Below are 20,672 nucleotides of genomic sequence, written 5' to 3' on the forward strand. Positions count from 1 at the left end.
CCTTTAATAAGCCGACATGTTGTCGACTTTAAAATTGTACAATTGGCGTGCCGAGCCATAACGTTTGAAAGCCTTCGGGTCTTCATCCATACCGGCAGCATCGAGCAGAGCCTTCAGCTCTTCCAGGTGTTCGGGGCGCATTTCTTTTTCAATACAATCTGCGCCAAGAGACTTCACCTTTCCCTTCACGTAGAGCCGGGCTTCATACAGGGAGTCGCCAAGCGCATCCCCGGCATCCCCACAGACCACCATGCGTCCCGATTGCCCCATGAAAGCGGCCAAATGCCCAACCGAGCCTTTAACGACAATGTCGATGCCCTTCATTGAAATACCGCAGCGCGCCGCGGCGTCGCCTTCGATCACCAGCAGGCCGCCGTGGGCGGTCGCTCCCGCAGACTGGCTGGCGTTGCCGCGCACGCGCACGGTACCGGACATCATATTTTCAGCAACACCTGTGCCGACGTTTCCATTCACCTCGATATTGGCAAGCTTGTTCATGCCTGCGCAATAATAGCCGGTATGGCCATCGATTTTCACAGACACCGGGGAGTCAACACCGCAGGCAATATTGTGCATACCACCGGGGTTGGAAATGGTGATTTCCGTGTCATTTGCGCCGTCGGTCAGGTCATGTAGCGCTTGATTGACTTCTCTTATCGAGACTTTTTGCAGGTCATATTCGCTCATGCCAGTTCCAGTTCCTGTCTAGATATTCCTTCATGGGCCGTATGGCCCCAGGCATAAACCTCGCCCGGTTCCGGCTCCCACAGCCGGGCATTCTTGATGCCGGGGAGACTTGCCAACGCCCGGTATTCCGAGGCCATCGCCACATAATCATCCGTTTCAGCCAGAATCGCAGGCTTGCAGGCAATCCGATCGCGAACAACTGCAAAGCCGTCCCGTGTGCCCACTGTCAGGGTGTAAAAGCCGTCCAGGTCATCCAGCGCGGCAATCAGCGCTTCTTCCAGGCTTTTGCCCTGTTGCATGCGCCACATCACATAGCCTGCGGCAACCTCTGAATCGTTCATGGTTTCAAAGACAATGCCCTGCTTTTTCAGATAGGCGCGCAGTCGGTTGTGATTGGACAACGACCCATTATGCACGAGACACAGGTCATATCCCGTGGAGAAGGGGTGGGATCCGTCGGTCGTGACTGCGCTTTCTGTAGCCATGCGGGTATGCCCAATGGCGTGAGTGCCTTTCATGCCGGGGATGTTGAACTTTTCAGAAATAGCTTCCGGCGACCCTATATCTTTCAGGATCTCTATACTGAGGCCAATACTGCGAACCGCGACATCCGGAAACTCCGATGACAATAGCGACCGGGCAGCTGTACCGTCGCCTTTGACCTTGGCAACTATGGCACCGGCATTCTGAAACCAGTCGACCGGCGCGCCAACGCCCTTCTCAAGGGCGGCCACGACCGCCGGCCAGTCAAAATTAATATCCTCATGCTGCAGGGTCAGTTTAACATGGCTGTCATCGACCTCGTCGCCATAAATGGCGATGCCCGTACTGTCCCGGCCACGATCCGCCATCTCAATCAGCATTGGCGCAAAGAGAGCACCGAGCTTGCCCTGAAGCGCACTGTTCTTGAGGTATAAACCCACAATTCCACACATTGCTTTGTCCTTTATTTGAATAGATTATGATCAGAAGAATTCTAGGTAGCGATCAACTTCCCAATCAGAGACGTGACGCATATAGTCCTGCCATTCTTGGCGCTTGACCTTGATGAATTCCTCGATGATCCCCTCTCCCATACGTTCGGCCAGAACCTTGTCTGCTTCCAGTTCATCGAGGGCCCGATCCAGACTTTGCGGCAGAATATCCAGGCCCATTTCCTTGAAATCGCAAGCAAACAGGTTGACGTGGTAGGGATCTCCCGGATCGATTTCCTTGTCGACGCCGTCAAGGCCCGCTGCGATTAGCCCCGCGGTCAGCAGGTAGGGATTGCAGCCCCCATCCGCCATGCGAAACTCAAGGCGGCCATAGGGACAACGCACGAGCGTTGAACGGTTGTTACCGCCATAGGCGATAATCGCCGGGGCCCAGGTCGCGCCCGAGAGAGTGGTGCCGACAATAAGCCGCTTATAGGAATTCACCGTTGGAGCCGCCAAAGCACACAGAGCCTTGGCATGCTTCATGATGCCACCAAGGAAATGATAGCCGGTTCTGGACAACCCCAATCCGCGCGCGTCAGAATCATCATGGAAAATGTTATTTGATTCTGCGCTGGACATCGAAATATGCAAATGCATGCCGGAACCGGTGCGCTTTGAGTCATACTTCGGCATGAACGTACAAATCAGCCCCATTTGATGGGCGATTTCGCTGGCTGCCATACGGACAAAGACGTGACGGTCCGCAGATGTCAGGCAGTCAGAATAGGTGTAGTTGATTTCGAACTGTCCATTGGCATCTTCATGGTCAACTTGGTAAACATCGAAGCCAACTTGCTGCAAGGAACCAACGAATTTTTCAATGAAGGCACTGGATCGAGCCAACCCCTTGTAATCGTAACAGGGTTTTTGCAGGGTATCCGTCTCGTCAGCCTGTTTCAGTGTGCCGTCCGGGTCCCGCTTGAGAAGATTCATTTCAGGCTCGATACCCGTATTCATGGTCCAGCCACGCTTCTTTAGCACTTCGATCTGCCGCATAAGTGTGTAACGGCTGTCATAATGGTAGGGTTCATCGTTGACATGGCCGACACAGACAACACGGGCAAAACCCGGCATCCAGGGCATGAGGCAAAGGGTGCTGAGAGCGGCCCTTGCCATGTAATCGGGTGAGTGGGGCTCCTGATTCATGCCCCAGATGGCAGCGCCAGCGAAACCAGCGCCGTCGGTGACGATATCTTCAAGGTGCGACGTCGGAACAACCTTGGTTTTCGCCGTTCCATGGATGTCCACGAACTGCGCCATTACAAACTTGACGTCATTTTCTTTCAAAAATTTCTGAGCTTCCTTGAGTTCCACCACTTTTTTCCCTTCTCTGTTTCTGTTTCCCGCCCTATTTCGATTTCATTACTTGCCGGCCGCACATGACTGCATCGAAGTCTCCAACGCCCGCGTGAAATAGCGGCTGTAGGTTGGGTCGCACCCAATCAGATAGCCATCACCCAGAGCGCCTGACGCCTTTTTCAGCCAGCAACTGATTTTCAAAAGGCGTGACATCAAAAATTCTTCCGGCGGCCTGTTTCTCAAATCCAGCGAGGATGTCCGCTTTAGCCATTCTTCGACACCATCGCCGGACAGCAGAAACAAGGCGTCAGATCGAGCATAAACGGTCAGATTGTCCCGCCGTTCCGGCTGCAACAACGGCTGACCGGAATGTGTCAGCAGAAAATATTCTTTCTTGCCGAGGCAGGCGATAAATCCGCCGTCCACCAGGTCATGTACCGTCAACACCGCGGTCGGTGCATCCGGCAGGACTGCTTCCACCGCTTCACGCGCTGCCGTGCCCCGAATATGAAACAGGATAAAGCCGTCGAGCGACGCAATTGTCGGTATCCCGGTCATGCAGCCTCTCCCGGCACTGCGACACCATCAAGGGTATCAACGCCCAGCCTCTGACGGGAGTCGTCAGGGTCATAAAAAGGCAGATCGGCACGACTGACCTTGACCATCCGCCCGTCACTGATCCTGACATGAAAGCTGCCATCGGCCCGCACCGTGCCGTCATCCACGTAAGCAAGACCAATCACCTTGCCGATAGTGCGGCTCTGGGCAACACTGGTGATACGGCCGCGGATGTCACCATCAGCGATCACCAGATGGCACTCGGCCATCTTTAACGCGGCTTCATCGATGTCCGCGGTGAAACCAACAAGGCTGCGCGCTCTCTTCGGCTTAAGACATTCGAGCGTACGCTTGCCAACAAAATAATTCTTCTCGGCGTGGACCGCCCATGACATCCCCGCCTCAAACGGATTTGTGAGACCATCCGTATCCTGACCAACAATGATGTGTCCCTTTTCGAGCCTCAGCAGCCGCTGTGCCTCAACACCAAAGGGCCGGATGGAGACACTTTCTCCCGTGTCCATAATGGCGGCAACCGCTTTTTCAAGCGCCGCAGGCGCCATGTGTATTTCATAGCTCAGCTCTCCAACAAAGGCGGCCCGCATTAGCAGCGCCGGTTCGCCGAACACCAGACCCTGACGCACCGCGAGGAAGGGAAAAGCCTCCTCTGAAAGGTCAATGTCGGTCAGCGGGCCCAGTACTTGCCGTGATAGCGGGCCGGCGATATTGATCGCGCCCAATTGCCCTGTCAGGTTCAGGATATCCACATCCAGACCCCACTCCAGTATCCGCTTCTGCATTTCCGCAAAAGAGCTGTCGGAGGTGCCGGACGTCGTTGTAACATAGAACCTGTTTTCAGAGAGCCGCGCCGCAAGCCCATCATCGATGACGATGCCCGTTTTATCCACCATCAAGGCATAACGCGTCATGCCCTCATTAATATTGGACATGCGCATGGTGTAAAGTCTATCCATCAATTCCGCAGCATCGACACCGAAAATCTCGATTTTCCCAAGAGTTGAAATGTCGATCAGCCCGGCGCCACTTCGGACTGCTGCGACCTCGGCAGATATTGCGGTTCCGCGGTCAGCTTCGAGGCCATAAAACTCGGGTCGTAACCAGTGCCCGGCTTCCATGAACTGTGCGCCGTGGCTAGCATGGAAATCATGCAGCACAGTGCGGCGCATGGGCCGCAGCCGCTGGCCGGCCAAAGCCTTGACCGGTACCGGATGGAACATGGGCCGCGCTGTTGTAGATCCGGTCTCATCGATACTGCGATTCCGTTTCCGGGCCAGAATGCGGATCCCATTCATGTTTGAATGCTTGCCCTGACTTGGTCCCATACCGATGGTCGAAAAACGCTTCATCAATTCAATATTGTCAAAGCCCTCTTCTGCGGCGCGGGTCAGATCTTTCAGGGTCAGATCCTCGTCCATATCGACAAAGTTCCAGCCTTTGGCATGCTCAAATACAGGGTATTCGTGTGAATGCGCTGTCTGGCTGCGGCCTGGCCGCTTCGGCTGACCGACAGTTTGTCCAAGCGCATCCGCCGCTGCGAGCTTGCCACAGGCCTTTCCATCGACCTGTTTGTCCGACAGATCATAAACACCGTTTACCCGGCCAACTGCATATAGGCCCTTTGGCTGGTCGCCCGGTACCAACTGATGCAGGACGGGGTCATAGCTGAATTTCACCCCCGCCTGGTAGAGGAGAGCAGCTGCAGGCGCAAAGCCAACACTAGTCAATACACCATCAGCACTAATAAGGGTGCGCTTGCTGCGGTCAAGGTTGCCACCCTCATCCAGAGGGCAAATTTCTATAGCGGCAACACCGGACTTTCCCGTAACAGTTTCATATATTGCGGAGTGATCAAAAACCGGGATACCCTTGTTCTTGATTTCTGCCGCCGCGCCCCCACGATCGGCACTTGCCGCCAGATCAACAACGGCTGCGAGTTCAAGACCAACAGAGAGCATATCAAGCGCCGCATGATATCCCTCCTCGTTGGCGGTAAGAATTACGGCACGCTGGCAAGGCTGCACAGCATAACGCGCGATCAACCGTTGCGCGCCCGACGCCAGCATCACACCAGGGACATCATTATTACCAAAGACAGCGGGCTGCTCGAATGCACCTGTGGCAACTACAACCGCCTTTGCCTGAACCTTGGTAATACCTTCCCTGGTAACAAGCGGCACCAGATGATGGCCATAATAGCCACAGGCCTCGGCACCGGTCAGGATTGTGATGCCGGGCTCAGCCTCAACAGCCGCGATCAGCTTTTTCAGCGCCCTGTGCCTGCTAGCGTCAGAGAAACTCTGATAGTGCAGACTGCCGCCCAGTTGAGGGTTTTCGTCAGCGAGAACAACCCGAGCGCCGGCCTCGGCAGCTGACAGCGCTGCAGACATACCGCTCGCGCCGCCCCCGACAACCAGTACATCCGTATGATGAGAGGTGGCGAAAGGACGTTCAGAACGCCAACTGGTATCCACACGACCCAGCCCAGCAATGGCACGAATCCGCCTTTCCCAAAAAGGGAACATACCTTTAGGGCGGTAAAATGCCTTGTAGTAAAACCCTACCGGTAAAAATCTTTTGAATTTTTGCAACAGGCTTGCCCGGTCTCGCTTCAGCGATCCGAAGACATTTACCGGCATCAGTGCCATGCCGCTTTCTACGCGCTCCACATCTGCCCTGATATTGGTGCGTTCAGCAGTCTGGACGAGCACGTTTACATCATGGTTCGCGGCACTCATCACGGACCGTGGGCGGTGGTATTTGAAACTGCGTCCAAGGACTACTTCACCATTGGCCATCAGCGCGGCACTGATGCTATCGCCCTCAAAGCCGCTGACCGACCGCCCTTCAAAAGTAAAGTCCAGACGTTTTTCACGGTTAATCCATTCACCGGCAATGGGAGGTAAGCGTCGGGTCATGCCTTTGCCTCCACCTTGGGCTGGTCAATGATGAACTCATCGGTGATGGTATTGCGACGCAGACGGTACCAGATGCCGGTCGGTACATGGCGCCACCATTCCAGTTTGACGCCTGGAGCACCATCCGCATTGAATAGATAGCCAGCCCATTCGCGATCAGAGAGCGTGTCTCCTTCAGGTTCGTCGACCACTTCTCCGCCGTAGCTGAATTCTGACAACGGACGGGTACCGATGCGATCAAGCTTGATCTGTTTCATGATGCCGCCTCCTCCCCTAATGCCCAACTGACGCTGCGCCCTTTTCGCCGACCAGTGACAGGTTGGCGAAACGCTCCAGAGCGTAGGGCTCAATCAATGGATGAGCGCGGCCATTGGCGATCGTGTAAGCCAGCGTCTTGCCGCTGATCGGGGTCGCCTTGAAGCCATAGGTACCCCAGCCACCGTTGATGAAGAAGCCATCAACAGGAGTCAGCCCCATAATGGGCGCAAAATCCGGCGTCATATCCGCCATACCCGCCCACTGGCGAACCAGCTTCACGTCCCCAACAAAGGGAAACAGGTCCAAAAGCATGTCCGCCATGCCCTCGGTAAAATCAAACGTGGACCTGGTGGAATGCAACGGCGCGGGATCCAGGGAAGCTCCCATTACCAGTTCACCTCGGGAAGATTGGCTGATATAGACATGTAAGCTGCCAGACACGATAATACGATCCAGAAACGGCTTGAGCGGTTCGGTGACGCACGCCTGAAGGGAGTAGATCTCCAGCGGGGTTTCAATATCCAGCATTTTTGTAATTCGAGGTGTTGAACCGGCTACACAAGAGACCACTTGATTGGTAGCAATAGATCCACGATTGGTCTCGACGCCGGTCACCGCGCCGCCAGAGGTTTTTATCCCTGTTACCCGGGTCTTTTGATGAATTTCCGCGCCGCGTTGCGCCGCCGCCCTACCATAGCCCCAAGCCACAGCATCATGGCGCGCCAGGGCCCCAGGCGCATGATAGAGCGCCCCCAAGATCGGATGCTCGCCGCCACAGTCAAGGTCGAGGAACGGAACATCTTTTGCGATCTGGTCACGGTTCCACACCTCGCTATCAATACCGAAATGCTTGTTGACTTCGGCCCGCCAGCGCATGGTTCGCAAAGCGCTGTCAGAATGCGCCAGCGTAAAGTGGCCGCGGGTTGAATAAAACAGGTTGATATCTAGGTCGTCAGACAGGTCCTGATAAAGCTTGACGCTCTCATCATAAAACCTGACACCCTCTGGCGTCAGGTAGTTCGACCGAATAATCGTAGTGTTGCGGCCGGTGTTGCCACCACCGATATAGCCCTGCTCAAGAACGGCAATATCCTTGATGCCATGATCACGGATCAGATAGTAGGCGGTTGCCAGTCCGTGACCGCCGGCACCAATAACAACCACATCATATGAGTCCCTCAACGGCTTTTCATCCGGGAAAAACCGTATAGCCTCCTGCCAGGGGAAAAGAACCTGCTTGAGAAGAGCTAAAGACATATGAAGTGGTCTCCTTGCGATCAACTGCACCTCCCGAGGATATTCAGACTACTCCCCTCCGCAATAAGAATTTTAATTTCATGAAAATTTTATTCATGATATGAATATTCTATCCTGTTGGTAAAAATTATTTGGGCGACTGGGAAGAATAATGGTCGGAAAACTTAGTGGACATGTTGGATTCGAAATCAGGCGGCGAAGACTCGCCCAAGGAATCAAATTACGTGAGGTTGCCCATCTCGTAGGTATCAGCCAGGGCATGCTTAGCAAGATTGAAAACAACCAGACCAATGTAAGCCTTGATGTCCTTGAGAGCATCTGCAAGGCACTGGGAATGGCCATATCTGAAGTATTTGGGGACTACGACAGACCGCGGTCCACTGCCCAATATGTGAAAGCTGATCAGGGCCCCGAAGTCATCGGCCGAGGGACGAGCCAAGGCCATTCCTATCAACTACTGTTTTATGAGAAGGGCTATGAAAAAGTTTTTGAGCCTTTCCTTATCACTTTGAATGATGCCAGCGAGGTCATTCCTGCTTTTTCCCACCCGGGAATTGAATTCCTTTACATCATTCAGGGCAAGCTCACCTACCGGGTCGGGGAAGACACATATGACCTCGAGCCTTTTGATAGCCTTACCTTTGATTCACTGGTGCCCCACGGCCCGATACACCTTGAGGAGGTACCTGTAAAGCTATTGTCAATATTCTGCACCAGTAGCCAGAATTAGCCAATAATTTGAGCTTTCCAGGCGTTTTTTTCATTTAATAGCAGACAGTTGCATACCTTCTCTGAAAACCCGTACCGGGTTATCCGTTCAATGCTTCTCAAGCTTCCGGGCCCTTCCCGACAAATGGGAAATTGGCCCAGTTATTATTACCCTATTGACAAAAATAATCGCCTTAAATAACGTCCGTCATGTGACGGTGTATAAAACCTGAGCAATCCACGGTGAAGTTAGCGTTGTTCGACGAGTTAGTATCAATGACGTTATCAAGTTCCCTAAGAGGGGTGATCTATTAGCCGTATTTACGATGGCAGTCCGTAACCTTCCTCTAGTGAACCAGCATTGTGGCGAATGCAGCGAAAATTTCGTGAAAGTTAATCAATCGTAAAAACTAAGTTACATCGCAAGGAGAGGAAAATGACAAATACCCCTTTACTGACTTTAACCGCTCTAAGCGCGGGCATTCTGGTGGCACAGGGGGCATTTGCGCAGCAATCCCGGCTGTTGGAGGAAATCACAGTTACAGCTCAGAAGCGGGAACAGAACGTTAACGACGTTGGCATTTCCATTACCGCCCGCACCGGCGATCAGTTGCACGCGGCTGGTGTCCGCGAATCCAAGGATATTCTTCGTGTCGCGCCGGGCGTATTGCTGGATTCCGTCTCCAGCGGCAGTCTCGCAAGTAACCTGACCATACGAGGCATCGCCCAGTCGGATTTTTCGCCAACTCAGGAGTCACCAAATTCTATATATATTGACGACGTATATCTGGCGTCTTCCAGTGCGGCGGCGTTTCCGATTTATGATCTCGAGCGGGTGGAAATTCTAAGAGGCCCTCAAGGCACCCTATTCGGTCGTGCATCAAGCGGCGGCCTGGCCCATTTCATCAGCAAAGGCCCGACTGAAGAATTTGAAGGTTATGCTTTTGCCGAGTATGGCCGTTTTAACAGCATCAACCTTGAAGGCGCAATCAGCGGTCCGATCTCAGACAAGGTGCGCGGGCGCATCACCGGCCGGTTTGAAGATGCCGACGGCTGGTGGAAAAACAAATTACCCGAAGGGAAAGACACCATGGAAAATAAATTCTATGGCGTCCGCGGCCAGCTTGAAGCCGACCTTTCTGAAAACCTTGTTGCCAACCTGATCATCACTTATGATAAAAAGCCGGAACATGAGTCAGGGAATTACAAGGGCATTGTAGCATATCTAGACCCTGTAACCGGAGCTCCGGCACCCTTGCCTGCGGATGTCGATGCCTATGGCACCGGACCTGGAAATGACTTTAATGGTTATCGGGATCCTTTCCCCAACGCCCAGACAGGTGAGTTCAACAATATCGGCCTTTTCCGAAACGAGAAAATGACCGGTACGTTGAAGCTGGAATGGAGTGGCGATGACTTAACCGTCACCTCGATTTCAAACTACACTGACTTTGAATTTGATTATGTGGAAGACTGTGATGGCGGTCCAGTCAACTATTGTGCTTATGGCCTTGGACAGGAGCTTGAGCAATATAGCCAGGAACTGCGCGCCACTGGCACCAGCGCAGATGAAAAGCTGGTCTGGACGGCGGGTCTCTATTACCTGAATATCAGCCAAGATTCCTATATTTCGTTTGAGTATCCGAGCCTGTCTGGAAGTGACTTTGCCTTCAGCGACATCAACATTATCGATCAGGGCGCAAAGTCCTACGCTGCATTTGGGCAGTTGGAATATCAGATTTCAGAGAAAGTGAGAGCCAGCTTTGGTTTGAGGTACACAAAAGACGAACGTGACATCGACTCCAAGCTGTACTATCTGGAACTCGGCAATGGATATTTCGGCGGCACCGGCACCACAGTGTATGATCTGCCCTTGCTGGACTATGACTTCAGCCCGGAAACCGTCGGCGCTCTCTCTTCTCTGGATAAAGATCTCTGGACTGGCAAACTACAGCTTGATTACACACCGGACGACAATACACTCATTTTCATAAGTGCGTCCCGCGGTCAAAAAGGTCCAGGGTTTAACACCAACTCAAACGGTGCCTTGGGTCTCAATGAAACACCATATGGTTCTGAAACGGTGTGGGCTTACGAAGCGGGTACAAAGATGGCCCTTGCTGAACGTATGGTGCAGCTAAATGTCAGCGGCTACTACTACGATTATAATAACTTCCAGGGTTATACCTTTGCCGCATTCCAGAACATCGTGGCGAATTACGATGGTGAGTTCTACGGCGGTGAACTGGAAATCAATGCCAGCCCGGACGACAGTATTTATCTAAGCCTCGGTATTTCATATCTTCACTCAACATTGAAAGGCATCCCGACCTATTCAGGAGTTCAGGATCAGGATGGTGTGCTGGCGCCAAAATGGACAATTAATGGCCTCGCCAGCAAGAGCTTTGATGTGGGCCCGGGATCTCTGACACTCCAGTGGAGTTTTGATTACATTGATGATCGCTATGCATCGCTTGATAATAATTTTGCTACATTTGTGCCCGGATCCTTCGTGCATAATGCGCGGGTGAGCTATTTCCTACCGGACCAAGACCTCGAAATTTCTGCCTTTGTTGACAACATCAGCGATGTGGATCGTCGGAACTTTGCCTTTGACCTCATAGCCTCGGGGGGTAACGCTGTATATAGCTACGCCAAGCCACGATGGTGGGGCGTTTCACTTCGCAAGAACTTCTAAACCGCAAGGCCGTTCAGCAACTGAGGGGCAGGGGAATATACCTCCCCTGCCCCAGTGCTTTGACCTGCACCCCTGGAAAGTCCTCGATTTAAGGTTAGTCTGTTCTTCATCTTGGACTTGCCCCCAACGCTGGACCGCTGCCTGGAGCGTTTTCCCGTCTTCTAACTCATCGGAGGGCAGGTGGCCCCGATTGAGCTGTGCGGTCGGTCGGTGTTGTACTCGTGGCGGTACGCTTCACATTTTACTTGGGCATCATCCAGAGACAAGAACCAATTCTGGTCGATGCACTCGGCCCGGACTTTGCCGTTGAATGCCTCCACGAAAGCGTTGTCGGTGGGCTTTCCGGGCCGGCTGAAGTCGAGCACTACACCGTTCATGTAAGCCCAGAGATCGAGATCCCTGGAGATGAACTCCGGCCCCTGATCAACCCGGATGGATTTTGGCATCCCGTGTTCGGCCGTAACTCGCTCAAGCGTCCGGACAACATCGGCCCCTGTGTAGCGCGTTCGGACATCAATGGCCGGAGAGATCTTCGAGAAAGCGTCCACAATGGTCAGGATGCGGATTTTGGAGCCGTCAAAGAGCTGGTCCGAAAGAAAGTCCATCGCCCAAACGTCATTGGGCTTCTCGGGCGGCCTGCGGTCTTCCCGCAGCTTGGCAGCCACCTTTCGCTTCGGTCGCTTGTTCCTGATTTGCAGGCCTTCCTCCACATAAAGCCGGTAAACCCGTTTAGCATTCACTTCCCACCCCTACCGTTTCAACAGGATATGAATCCGCCGATATCCATAGCGAACGCGGGTCTCCGCAATCTCCCGGATGCGCCTCCTCAAAGCTGCCTGTGACGGCCGCCGCGCCTTGTAAAAGTAGGTCGATTTCTGCAGGCCAAGAACAGAACAGCCACGGCGGATCGAAACCTGAAAAATACCTTGCAGATAGTCAACCAGGCGTCGGCACGCCACAGGCGCTACAGCTTTTTTGCCAGAACATCCTGCAGCATCGCCTTGTCCAGGGACAGGTCCGCCACCATCCGTTTGAGCCGGCCGTTCTCTTCTTCGAGCTGCTTCAGCCTTTTCACCTCAGACGGCATAAGCCCGCCATACTTCTTGCGCCATCAATGGGATGGACGGCTCTCCCTCAGGTAGCGCAGACTTGATGTGCGCAACGAAAGGAGAATGGAGATGAGCATAGAAACCCTTGGCATAGATATCGCGAAGAATGTGTTCCAGCTGCATGGAGTGAACAAGGCCGGACGGGCGGTGTTCAAGAAGCGCGTGATGCGCGACCAGTTGCTCCAGGTCATTACCCGGATTGAGCCCTGCATGATTGTCGTCGAGGCGTGCACCGGCGCGTTTTATTGGGCCCGTAAATTTGAAGAACTCGGCCACAAGGTGAAGGTTATCAGCCCGCAATATGTGAAGCCTTTTGTGCGAAGGCAGAAGAACGACGGAAACGATGCCGAAGCAATCTGCACAGCGGCCCGCCAGCCCCATATTCCCTCTGTGCCGAAGAAGTCGATTGAGCAACAGGACATTCAGGCGTTACACCGCGCGCGTCAGCGTATGGTGAACCACCGCACAGCTGTTGTCAGCCAGATCCGGGGCCTGCTTCTCGATCGCGGCTTTGCCATGGCGAAATCAATAACGCGGGCGCGGCGCCTCATTCCGGAGATCTTGTCGGATCACGACAATGAGCTCACACCTCTGGCGCGTGAAGCCATCGCTGAACTCCATGACCTGTTCCGCGACCTTGATCGCCGCATAGCCAGCTTCGACAAGAAGATAGACGCTGTCTTTCGACAGAGCGAGTCCTGTCAGCGCATTGCAAAAATCAAAGGTGTGGGCCCCAAGACAGCGACTGCAGTCATCGCCGCCATCGGTGACGGATCGGAGTTCAGAAACGGGCGACACCTGGCCGCATGGGTTGGCCTCGTACCACGACAGTTCTCCAGTGGCGACCGGACGACGCTGATGGGAATATCCAAACGGGGAAGTCAACATTTAAGAAGCCTGCTGGTTCATGGGGCGAGAGCCGTCGTGCGAACGGCACCGAACAAAACCGACCCAAACAATCAGTGGGTCAATCAGCTTCGAGAGCGGCGCGGCTTCAACCGGGCCACGGTTGCGGTCGCCAACAAGAACGCACGGATTATCTGGGCCGTGCTGCACAAAGGTGAACCTTACCGTGCCGCTTTCTGAAGACCCGCCCAAGGTTTGCGAGACGACGGAGAAATGAACTGCACAGGTCGGACCGGCATGCAACGAGCCTGATTTTTATCGAGGCCTTCATTCAATGGCCTACCAGCTGTAGAGGCGTGTGTGCGCGGATTCCCCATTTGGGCGCCCTGGACAAACCAGGTGACGCCGGATAGATGTTTGCAACGGACCAATGCAGATCATGTCAAAATCGGCTTGCAACGGGAGAGCCGTCCATAGATATAATACGTCTGCTGCGAAACGCCCGCTTTCCGGCAGACCTCCTCGACACTGAAACCGTCGTCTGCCTGCTTCAGAATAAAGGCGATCTGCTGCTCACTGAACCTGGATTTCTTCATCATCCGTCCTCGCGTTGCCTGCCAGACATATTACGAGAAAATTCTCACATAGAACGGTCCAGTTTCACGGAAGCAGGTCATTCTATATCTGCTACCGGAATCAGGGCCAGGGTCAAGATCACATTACATTGGGGCAGTTCCCAGAAGACGGCCTGATGGATGGGAGTCCCTAGGAGATATCGGCTGGGTCGATCACGAAGGATATATCTATCTAGCTGATCGGCGAACAGATATGATCGTCTCTGGTGGGGCAAATATTTATCCGGCAGAGGTCGAAGGTGCCCTTGAGGCTCATCCAAATGTTCAATCTTGTGTGGTTATCGGGCTTCCGGACAATGATCTTGGCCAGAGTGTCCATGCAATAATGGAAACTGAACATGGGGACATTGCACCCACTGAAAATGAACTTAGAGAGTTCTTACTTGAGTTTCTCACTCCATATAAAATCCCTCGAACATTCGAGTTCACGCAGGAAAGATTACGCGATTTCGATGGCAAGACACGCAGATCAAAACTTCGCGAAGAAAGAATGACGACCTGAAATAGGCGCAGCATCATGAACTTCGATTTCACCAGTGATTAATACTACTTCTGTAACCATATGCTGCATTTTTTCAGTGAAAATTCAACACCGACGTTTTTCGAATGGTACTGTCACATTTACTTTGTCTACCACTGTACTTGAAGCTGCACTATAATTTTGGCATGCAGAAAATCTCATACAATCGCCATCGTTTTCCTCCTGAGGTTATCCACCATGCGATCTGGCTATATGCCCGGTTTACTTTGAGCTACCGTGACGTTGAGGACTTGCTGGTCGAACGAGGCTTGGAAATTTCTTATGAAACTGTGCGTCTCTGGTTCCTGAAATTTGGGAAGGAGATCGCACGCAATCTGAAGCCGACTTGCCCAACATCAGTCTCCCCTCTGCTACACTCGTTCGAATAGAACCTTTCTATCTCTACATTCCACTGGCATTGGTGTCGGTTCCATGGATGCATGGACGAGACGAAAATGAGAAGTGGAGACAGACAATGCTGGACGCCCCCGGAGACGGAGTAACGCGATCAGGCCTTGCGACACAGGTGAGGTCGATGATTAGCCGCTGGAAAACTGTTCTAAACGCCAGACCAAGGGACCGCATCCGCCTAACTCCCCCTGCCGGCAAGCTTGGAGAGATTGTTTACTGCCTTGAAGCGTCAGAAGCGACTTCCCTGCATGACCTGACGACGCTAACCGGGTGGAAGCAAGCAACGGTTCGCGGTGCACTCAGTCGACTTCGGGCGCGGGGATATACAATTCGACGAACAACTCGGGACGGTACCGCTCTGTATCATTTGGAGCAGAGATAAATCATGACTGCTCGTACCGCAAGAAGGCCTAAACACTCCAGCGTCCCGAACGGAAACAGAGGGACGGCCGAGAGCGCAGCCAAGGTGGCAACCGGCCTTGCCGCCTTGCCCTCCCTCTCTCATGCAGAACTCAAATCGCAATGGGTAGAGACGTTCGGCGCCGCCGTTCCCAAGGGCCTGAGCCACCGTCTGATGATTTATGCTCTGGCCTATGAAGTTCAGAAACTAGGCTCAGGGGGTTTGAAATCTGCCGTAAGGCAAGAACTCCGTCAGGTCGCCGACCCAAGCTCATCAAAGGCTTCTACCGACTCTCTCCAACTTACGCCCGGCACCCGGCTGATGCGAGAATGGCGCGGTACCGTCCATGTGGTGGATGTGACCGAGGACGGGCTGGTGTGGAACGGACGTGTTTACGCATCGCTCTCCGCCATCGCCCGGACCATCACCGGCACCCGCTGGAGCGGGAACCGCTTCTTTGGCCTGCGGAAGCGGTCGGATGCAGTGGACGCCTACAATCCAGCGCGAGCAAAGCCCCCAACCCCGAATTCCAGCGCAAAACGCCCAGCCTCCAGGTCGCCAAACAATAGCAGTGTCAACGCTCCCGCTTATCCAGAGTTACTCACAGAAGATGCCAAGACTGACGCCATGCCTCACCCCGAACCGGACCCCACCCCATGACCAGGCTCCGCTGCGCCATCTACACCCGGAAGTCCACGGAGGATGGACTGGAGCAGGAGTTCAACAGTCTGGATGCCCAGAGAGAGGCCTGCGAGGCCTATGTGAAGTCCCAGGCCCATGAGGGGTGGAATTGTTTAGGGGATCGCTATGACGACGGCGGTTTCTCGGGCGGGTCCATGAACCGTCCGGGCTTGCAGACGCTTCTGGGCGATATCGATGCCGGTAGAGTCGACGTGGTGGTGGTCTACAAGGTGGATCGGTTGACACGGTCCCTGCTGGACTTCGCCCATATTGTCCAGAGACTGGAAGACAAGGGCGTGTCCTTTGTCTCAGTGACCCAGTCCTTCAACACCACCAGCTCCATGGGACGATTGACCCTGAATGTCCTCTTGTCCTTTGCCCAGTTCGAGCGGGAAGTCACCGGAGAGCGCATCCGGGACAAGATTGCGGCGTCTAAGAAGAAGGGCATATGGATGGGAGGGCCGGTGCCCCTCGGCTATGATCTCAGGGACAGGAAGCTTTACATCAATGAAGGAGAAGCCCGGACAGTCCGCTGGCTCTTCGAGACTTACCTCGACCTCGGGAACGTCAAACACCTGACCCTTACCGCCCGGGACCAAGGCCTGAGGAGCAAGCGCTATACCCAGCAAAGCGGTAAGACAGTTGGTGGGCATTACTTCTCACGGGGCCAGCTTTATTATCTTCTCCGCAACCCGCTCTATGCCGGAAAGATCCGTCACAAGGACAAGCTCTATGAGGGCGAACATGAGGCCATCATAGACCACGATATCTGGGAGAAGGTCCAGGCCCTTCTCGACAAGAATGGTCCGGGCAAGAACAAAAACAGGACCCTTCCTTCACCTTCCTGGGTCGCAGGCCTTCTTTATGACGACAGCGGAGAACGCATGGTCGCCAGCCACAGTCAGAAAGGTGGCAGACGGTATCGCTATTACATCTCAGCATCTCTCAGGGACAAGAAGACCGATCCCAACAAGGGTTGGCGTCTCCCGGCCAGACAGGTGGAGGACATCATTCTCACCAGCATCCTGGACCTTCTGAGAGATCCAGTGCAGGTCCTGAAACTGACGGGCAGTGACATCTTGACGTCAACCCGGTTGGATAAAGTCACCATAGCCTGCGCCAGGTTCTCGAAACATATCCAGACCGCCAAAGAGAAGACCGACCCGGATACATTCAAACATCTCCTGCGCCCGCTGATCCAGCGCATCGATGTCAGCCTCTACGAAATCAGGATCACCTTTGATCCCCTGGAGCTTCGGGAGCGTTTAGGCGCGATAGGCCCAATATCGGATTCAGATGAGACTCCTGATCAACAGAAGAACGACCCTCCCCGGATCACCGTTCCCGTTCAACTCAAGCGTCGCGGAGCGGAAATGAGATTGGTCATACCGGGCCAGAAGTCTGAATCAAAACCCACCGATGAAACCCTCGTGAAACTTGTGGCACGAGCCCACTGCTGGTTCGAGGATTTGAAGACCGGCAAAGTCGAAAAGGTCCGGGACATTGCCGAACGGGAACAGGTGCATCCGGCAGATGTGAGTCGCATCCTGCCATTGGCTTTCCTCGCTCCGGATATCGTCACCGCCATCCTCCATGGCGAACAGCCCGTCGACCTCACGCCCCAGAAACTCAAGCGTCTCAAGGACCTCCCCCTCGACTGGCAGGACCAGAGACGCGTGCTCGGATTCGTCTGGTCTGGCTTGCCCTGATTTCCTTATGACATCCTGGTTTTGCCTGTGCCGAGGGCGGCCTCTCGAGGCACGGTCATTCGTATTGATAGTCTGGTTTTAGGAGGCTATCGCCCGGATGGATGGGTGTTTATCTGACACCAGACTGCTTCAACGGATTGGACGTCAAAAGCCCAACAGAGACCGGGGCTGGAAATGACCGATTTTGAGCTGAAATGAAGGGTCTCTGATCCAATTCGATCAGCCCATCTCCCGCAGAACTGCGGGAAGTGCCGAATCAAAAAATATCGTTCTATATCAATGCTTTACTGGTGGTGGGCTTCCAGTGAGACGAACCAGCGACCAATTCGCAAAAAATCGTCCGCGCAAGCCCGCGTAAACACGGGATAAATTTGATTCCTGAATCGAATCCGCAAAAGAGAGACCATTTAGCCGAAGTTTTGGAGATGGATTGGTCGAGAGACTCACCGCCTCTGACTCAGAGCTCTAGCACTTTGCTGCAGAGCGACAAGGAATAAGAATTTTTCCTTTAATATCAACCACTTGTGAGTGGTGGAGCCGATCGGGATCGAACCGACGACCTCTACACTGCCAGTGTAGCGCTCTCCCAGCTGAGCTACGGCCCCATGATCATGACGATCTGCTGGTGGTGTTCCGTCCCCGGAACGGCGCGGACTATAGGCGGAGCCCTATTCTCGCGCAAGCAAAAAAAACAGTTCGGGGAACCAGGGTGCCCCGGGCGGCAAAACTGCCGCCCGCAGAGCGAATTTGCTTAGTTTTCGTCGTCCGAAAGCGACGTGTCGACCATGCCCGACACTTCGTCATCATCGTCGTCGTCAAGGCTTACGTCACCGAGAACATCATCATCGTCATCGATATCGATGTCGTCCTCGTCGTCGAGATCCACATCGTCCTCGTCTTTGTCGGCTTCCTTGGCAGGCTTGTCTTCAATGATAACCGGTTGCTTGGCTTTCAGAACAGGCTCAGGCGCCCACTGGTTGCCGCAATCGATGCAGGTTGCCGGGTCGTCTTTACCCAGATCATAAAAGCGCGTGCCGCATTTCGGGCAGGTGCGCTTTGTGCCCCATTCGGGTTTCGCCACGTCTCTCTCCTTGCGTTTCCGCACTTATCAGGCCTTGCGCTCATTGCGCTTTTCGGCCAAGAATTCGGCGCATCCCTTGCCATGATCGTTTGCGCCTGTCAAAGCATTAGTGTCTGTCCATACTTCTAAAGCCGGAATTCCTCTCGTGCCAAGTCTTATTTCATCGCCCCGTAGTCCGTTGAACGGCACTGTGAAAGTGCCGGGTGACAAGTCCATTTCCCACCGTTCCATCATGCTTTCGGCACTGGCCGTGGGGAAAAGCGAGGTTACAGGGCTTCTCGAAGGCGAGGATGTGCTGGCGACGGCCGAGGCCATGCGTGCCATGGGTGCCCGCGTTGAGCGAATCGGCGAAGGGCACTGGGTTGTGCACGGCGTGGGCATTGGCGGGCTGCAGACGCCCGATAATGTGATCGACATGGGCAATTCGGGCACGTCCACGCGCCTGATCATGGGCCTGATTGCCAGTCATGACATTACCGTGACCATGACCGGCGACGCGAGCTTGCGTGGCCGCCCCATGGGCCGCGTGATCGACCCGCTCACCACCATGGGGGCCACCTTCAGTGCACGCGACGGCAAGTTCCTGCCGCTTACGGTCACCGGCAGCCAGAACCCGCTGCCGATCGATTACACCACGCCGATGGCGAGCGCGCAGGTGAAGTCCGCCGTGCTGCTGGCGGGGCTCAATACACCGGGTGTGACCACGGTGCGCGAGAAGGTCGCCACCCGCGACCACACCGAACGCATGCTCAAATCCATGGGCGCGGAGATTGAGACGGCAGAAGAAGACGGGCTTTATGTCGTGCGCCTCACCGGCCAGCCTGAGCTGAAGCCCGTGAACTTCGAGGTGCCGGGTGACATTTCCTCGAGCGCCTTCCTGCTGGTCGCCGCATCCATCATCCCGGGCTCGGACATCACGGTCGAGAATGTGGGCATGAACCCCTTGCGCACCGGCATCGTGCACGCGCTCAAGGCCATGGGCGCGGATATCGAGATTTTGAACGAACGTACGCTTGGCGGTGAGCCGGTGGCGGACCTGCGGGTGCGTGCGGCGAAGCTCAAGGCCGTATCTGAACTGCCGGTTGACCCGTCGACGATGATTGACGAGTTCCCTGTGCTTTTCTGTGCCGCTGCGGTCGCGGAAGGCACCAGCCGCTTTAAGGGCCTTGAGGAGCTGCGGGTCAAGGAATCGGACCGTCTCGCCGTGATGGCGGCGGGCCTGAAGGCCAACGGCGTTGAGTTGACCGAATTTGAAGACGGGATCGAGATCAGGGGTGCGGGCGGCAAGGTGAAGGGCGGCGGCATTGTCGCCACCCACCTTGATCACCGCATCGCCATGAGCTTCTCGGTCCTCGGCCAGATGGCGGAAAGCGCCATCACCATCGATGACGCCGCACCCATCCAAACGAGCTTCCCCGTGTTCATCGACCTGTTAACCGGCCTTGGTGCGGGGCTCAAGCTCGCGCGTTGATCAGCCCTCGGCTTCTTCAGCGAATTCCGCGAAGGTGACAATATGGCCGCCGGGCTCGCGGTAGCCGATTTCACGCGCGCCGTAGAAGGTGGTGCGTTCTTTCATTACCACCTCATAACCCTCCAGCGCTTTTTTGCATCCCTCAAGGTCGTCCGTTTTCAGGAACATCAGCACGGGCGTGCCCTCATTCGGGTTTGGCAGCATGCCGCTGTCCTCAAAGATGCTGGTTCGGGTCTGGTACATGAGCTGCACACCGCCCTGCATCAGGATGGCAAAACCCAGATGGTCGCCTTCCGGCACCTCGACCACCTTCTCGAAGCCGACACGGGCAAAAAAGTCGATACTGGGTTCAATGCGGTCAACCGGCAGCACCGCCGTTGCGCTTTCAATCATGGTCCGTCCCTCTCATGTGTTCGCTTTTTGTTCTTATC

Annotated in this window: 16 protein-coding genes, 1 tRNA gene and 3 pseudogenes; 8 read left to right on the top strand and 12 right to left on the bottom strand. The window is 54.5% G+C overall.

Annotated elements, in window-relative coordinates; all coding sequences use genetic code 11:
• Nucleotides 1-3 precede the first annotated feature (3 nt).
• From ACFO5Q_RS15125 to ACFO5Q_RS15155, 7 genes are read right to left on the bottom strand one after another with little or no spacing between them, the layout of a single operon-like run.
• A complete protein-coding gene (locus ACFO5Q_RS15125; protein WP_068144155.1) occupies nt 4-687 on the bottom strand; it encodes a GltB/FmdC/FwdC-like GXGXG domain-containing protein in 684 nt (227 codons plus the stop codon).
• Nucleotides 684-1,622: a class II glutamine amidotransferase gene (locus tag ACFO5Q_RS15130; protein WP_068144158.1), complete on the bottom strand. Its 939-nt coding sequence runs from the start codon at nt 1,620-1,622 to the stop codon at nt 684-686. Before ACFO5Q_RS15130 ends, ACFO5Q_RS15125 begins: the two co-directional genes overlap by 4 nt.
• Before the next feature lie 30 nt (nt 1,623-1,652).
• Nucleotides 1,653-2,978: a type III glutamate--ammonia ligase gene (glnT, locus tag ACFO5Q_RS15135; RefSeq protein WP_082719705.1), complete on the bottom strand. Its 1,326-nt coding sequence runs from the start codon at nt 2,976-2,978 to the stop codon at nt 1,653-1,655.
• A 48-nt stretch (nt 2,979-3,026) separates the two neighbouring features.
• A complete protein-coding gene (locus ACFO5Q_RS15140) occupies nt 3,027-3,521 on the bottom strand; it encodes a hypothetical protein (protein ID WP_068144161.1) in 495 nt (164 codons plus the stop codon).
• On the bottom strand, nt 3,518-6,457 hold the full coding sequence (locus ACFO5Q_RS15145; RefSeq protein WP_068144163.1) for a 2Fe-2S iron-sulfur cluster-binding protein: 2,940 nt from the start codon (nt 6,455-6,457) through the stop codon (nt 3,518-3,520). The genes ACFO5Q_RS15140 and ACFO5Q_RS15145 overlap by 4 nt, the downstream gene beginning before the upstream one ends.
• Complete coding sequence (locus ACFO5Q_RS15150) at nt 6,454-6,714, bottom strand: sarcosine oxidase subunit delta (protein ID WP_068144169.1); 261 nt, start codon at nt 6,712-6,714, stop codon at nt 6,454-6,456. The genes ACFO5Q_RS15145 and ACFO5Q_RS15150 overlap by 4 nt, the downstream gene beginning before the upstream one ends.
• Before the next feature lie 16 nt (nt 6,715-6,730).
• Nucleotides 6,731-7,972: an FAD-dependent oxidoreductase gene (locus ACFO5Q_RS15155; RefSeq protein WP_068144170.1), complete on the bottom strand. Its 1,242-nt coding sequence runs from the start codon at nt 7,970-7,972 to the stop codon at nt 6,731-6,733.
• A 151-nt stretch (nt 7,973-8,123) separates the two neighbouring features.
• Here ACFO5Q_RS15155 and ACFO5Q_RS15160 point away from each other — a divergent pair, with 151 nt between their 5' ends.
• Both ACFO5Q_RS15160 and ACFO5Q_RS15165 read left to right on the top strand, forming a co-directional pair.
• Nucleotides 8,124-8,702: a helix-turn-helix domain-containing protein gene (locus tag ACFO5Q_RS15160; protein WP_068144172.1), complete on the top strand. Its 579-nt coding sequence runs from the start codon at nt 8,124-8,126 to the stop codon at nt 8,700-8,702.
• 414 nt (nt 8,703-9,116) lie between these two features.
• Complete coding sequence (locus ACFO5Q_RS15165; protein ID WP_068144175.1) at nt 9,117-11,378, top strand: TonB-dependent receptor; 2,262 nt, start codon at nt 9,117-9,119, stop codon at nt 11,376-11,378.
• Between the two features lie 161 nt (nt 11,379-11,539).
• On the opposite strand, the pseudogene ACFO5Q_RS15170 reads toward ACFO5Q_RS15165, so the two are convergent.
• A pseudogene (locus ACFO5Q_RS15170) lies at nt 11,540-12,489 on the bottom strand (IS3 family transposase); the annotation flags it as partial.
• Between the two features lie 67 nt (nt 12,490-12,556).
• Here ACFO5Q_RS15170 and ACFO5Q_RS15175 point away from each other — a divergent pair.
• Nucleotides 12,557-13,573, top strand: a complete 1,017-nt coding sequence (locus tag ACFO5Q_RS15175) for an IS110 family RNA-guided transposase (RefSeq protein WP_068144179.1) — start codon at nt 12,557-12,559, stop codon at nt 13,571-13,573.
• 239 nt (nt 13,574-13,812) lie between these two features.
• Here the strand turns inward: ACFO5Q_RS15175 and ACFO5Q_RS15180 are convergent.
• A pseudogene (locus tag ACFO5Q_RS15180) lies at nt 13,813-13,929 on the bottom strand (transposase); the annotation flags it as partial.
• Between the two features lie 232 nt (nt 13,930-14,161).
• On the opposite strand from ACFO5Q_RS15180, the gene ACFO5Q_RS15185 reads away from it, so the two are divergent.
• The 4 genes and pseudogenes from ACFO5Q_RS15185 (at nt 14,162) to ACFO5Q_RS15195 (ending at nt 17,689) form a co-directional block, all read left to right on the top strand.
• On the top strand, nt 14,162-14,470 hold the full coding sequence (locus tag ACFO5Q_RS15185) for an AMP-binding enzyme (RefSeq protein WP_068144181.1): 309 nt from the start codon (nt 14,162-14,164) through the stop codon (nt 14,468-14,470).
• A gap of 164 nt (nt 14,471-14,634) precedes the next feature.
• Nucleotides 14,635-14,850, top strand: a pseudogene (locus ACFO5Q_RS18870) (IS6 family transposase); the annotation flags it as partial.
• A gap of 434 nt (nt 14,851-15,284) precedes the next feature.
• Nucleotides 15,285-15,959, top strand: coding sequence for a DUF2924 domain-containing protein (locus ACFO5Q_RS15190; RefSeq protein WP_068144183.1), 675 nt, complete (start codon nt 15,285-15,287; stop codon nt 15,957-15,959).
• The gene (locus tag ACFO5Q_RS15195; RefSeq protein ID WP_068144185.1) at nt 15,956-17,689 is read left to right on the top strand and encodes a recombinase family protein; all 1,734 of its coding nucleotides are present in this window, start codon (nt 15,956-15,958) and stop codon (nt 17,687-17,689) included. The genes ACFO5Q_RS15190 and ACFO5Q_RS15195 overlap by 4 nt, the downstream gene beginning before the upstream one ends.
• Nucleotides 17,690-18,218: 529 nt before the next feature.
• Here the strand turns inward: ACFO5Q_RS15195 and ACFO5Q_RS15200 are convergent.
• Both ACFO5Q_RS15200 and ACFO5Q_RS15205 read right to left on the bottom strand, forming a co-directional pair.
• A tRNA-Ala gene (locus tag ACFO5Q_RS15200) sits at nt 18,219-18,294 on the bottom strand.
• Between the two features lie 146 nt (nt 18,295-18,440).
• Nucleotides 18,441-18,770, bottom strand: a complete 330-nt coding sequence (locus ACFO5Q_RS15205) for an FYDLN acid domain-containing protein (protein ID WP_068144187.1) — start codon at nt 18,768-18,770, stop codon at nt 18,441-18,443.
• Nucleotides 18,771-18,915: 145 nt separating this feature from the next.
• Here ACFO5Q_RS15205 and aroA point away from each other — a divergent pair, with 145 nt between their 5' ends.
• Nucleotides 18,916-20,241: a 3-phosphoshikimate 1-carboxyvinyltransferase gene (aroA, locus tag ACFO5Q_RS15210; RefSeq protein ID WP_082719703.1), complete on the top strand. Its 1,326-nt coding sequence runs from the start codon at nt 18,916-18,918 to the stop codon at nt 20,239-20,241.
• On the opposite strand, the gene ACFO5Q_RS15215 is transcribed toward aroA, so the two are convergent.
• Nucleotides 20,242-20,634, bottom strand: coding sequence for a VOC family protein (locus ACFO5Q_RS15215; protein ID WP_068144189.1), 393 nt, complete (start codon nt 20,632-20,634; stop codon nt 20,242-20,244).
• Between the last annotated feature and the right edge of the window lie 38 nt (nt 20,635-20,672).

Origin of the sequence: Kordiimonas lipolytica (assembly GCF_042651265.1) — a bacterium.
Classification (GTDB): domain Bacteria; phylum Pseudomonadota; class Alphaproteobacteria; order Sphingomonadales; family Kordiimonadaceae; genus Kordiimonas; species Kordiimonas lipolytica.

What these genes read in the sequence shown, in the direction of transcription:
- ACFO5Q_RS15145 (WP_068144163.1), bottom strand. Translation starts at nt 6,457, where the DNA reads ATGACCCGACGCTTACCTCCCATTGCCGGTGAATGGATTAACCGTGAA.
- ACFO5Q_RS15155 (WP_068144170.1), bottom strand. Translation starts at nt 7,972, where the DNA reads ATGTCTTTAGCTCTTCTCAAGCAGGTTCTTTTCCCCTGGCAGGAGGCT.
- ACFO5Q_RS15195 (WP_068144185.1), top strand. Translation starts at nt 15,956, where the DNA reads ATGACCAGGCTCCGCTGCGCCATCTACACCCGGAAGTCCACGGAGGAT.
- ACFO5Q_RS15175 (WP_068144179.1), top strand. Translation starts at nt 12,557, where the DNA reads ATGAGCATAGAAACCCTTGGCATAGATATCGCGAAGAATGTGTTCCAG.
- ACFO5Q_RS15185 (WP_068144181.1), top strand. Translation starts at nt 14,162, where the DNA reads ATGATCGTCTCTGGTGGGGCAAATATTTATCCGGCAGAGGTCGAAGGT.
- ACFO5Q_RS15165 (WP_068144175.1), top strand. Translation starts at nt 9,117, where the DNA reads ATGACAAATACCCCTTTACTGACTTTAACCGCTCTAAGCGCGGGCATT.
- ACFO5Q_RS15160 (WP_068144172.1), top strand. Translation starts at nt 8,124, where the DNA reads ATGGTCGGAAAACTTAGTGGACATGTTGGATTCGAAATCAGGCGGCGA.
- ACFO5Q_RS15130 (WP_068144158.1), bottom strand. Translation starts at nt 1,622, where the DNA reads ATGTGTGGAATTGTGGGTTTATACCTCAAGAACAGTGCGCTTCAGGGC.
- ACFO5Q_RS15140 (WP_068144161.1), bottom strand. Translation starts at nt 3,521, where the DNA reads ATGACCGGGATACCGACAATTGCGTCGCTCGACGGCTTTATCCTGTTT.
- ACFO5Q_RS15215 (WP_068144189.1), bottom strand. Translation starts at nt 20,634, where the DNA reads ATGATTGAAAGCGCAACGGCGGTGCTGCCGGTTGACCGCATTGAACCC.
- ACFO5Q_RS15125 (WP_068144155.1), bottom strand. Translation starts at nt 687, where the DNA reads ATGAGCGAATATGACCTGCAAAAAGTCTCGATAAGAGAAGTCAATCAA.
- ACFO5Q_RS15150 (WP_068144169.1), bottom strand. Translation starts at nt 6,714, where the DNA reads ATGAAACAGATCAAGCTTGATCGCATCGGTACCCGTCCGTTGTCAGAA.
- ACFO5Q_RS15190 (WP_068144183.1), top strand. Translation starts at nt 15,285, where the DNA reads ATGACTGCTCGTACCGCAAGAAGGCCTAAACACTCCAGCGTCCCGAAC.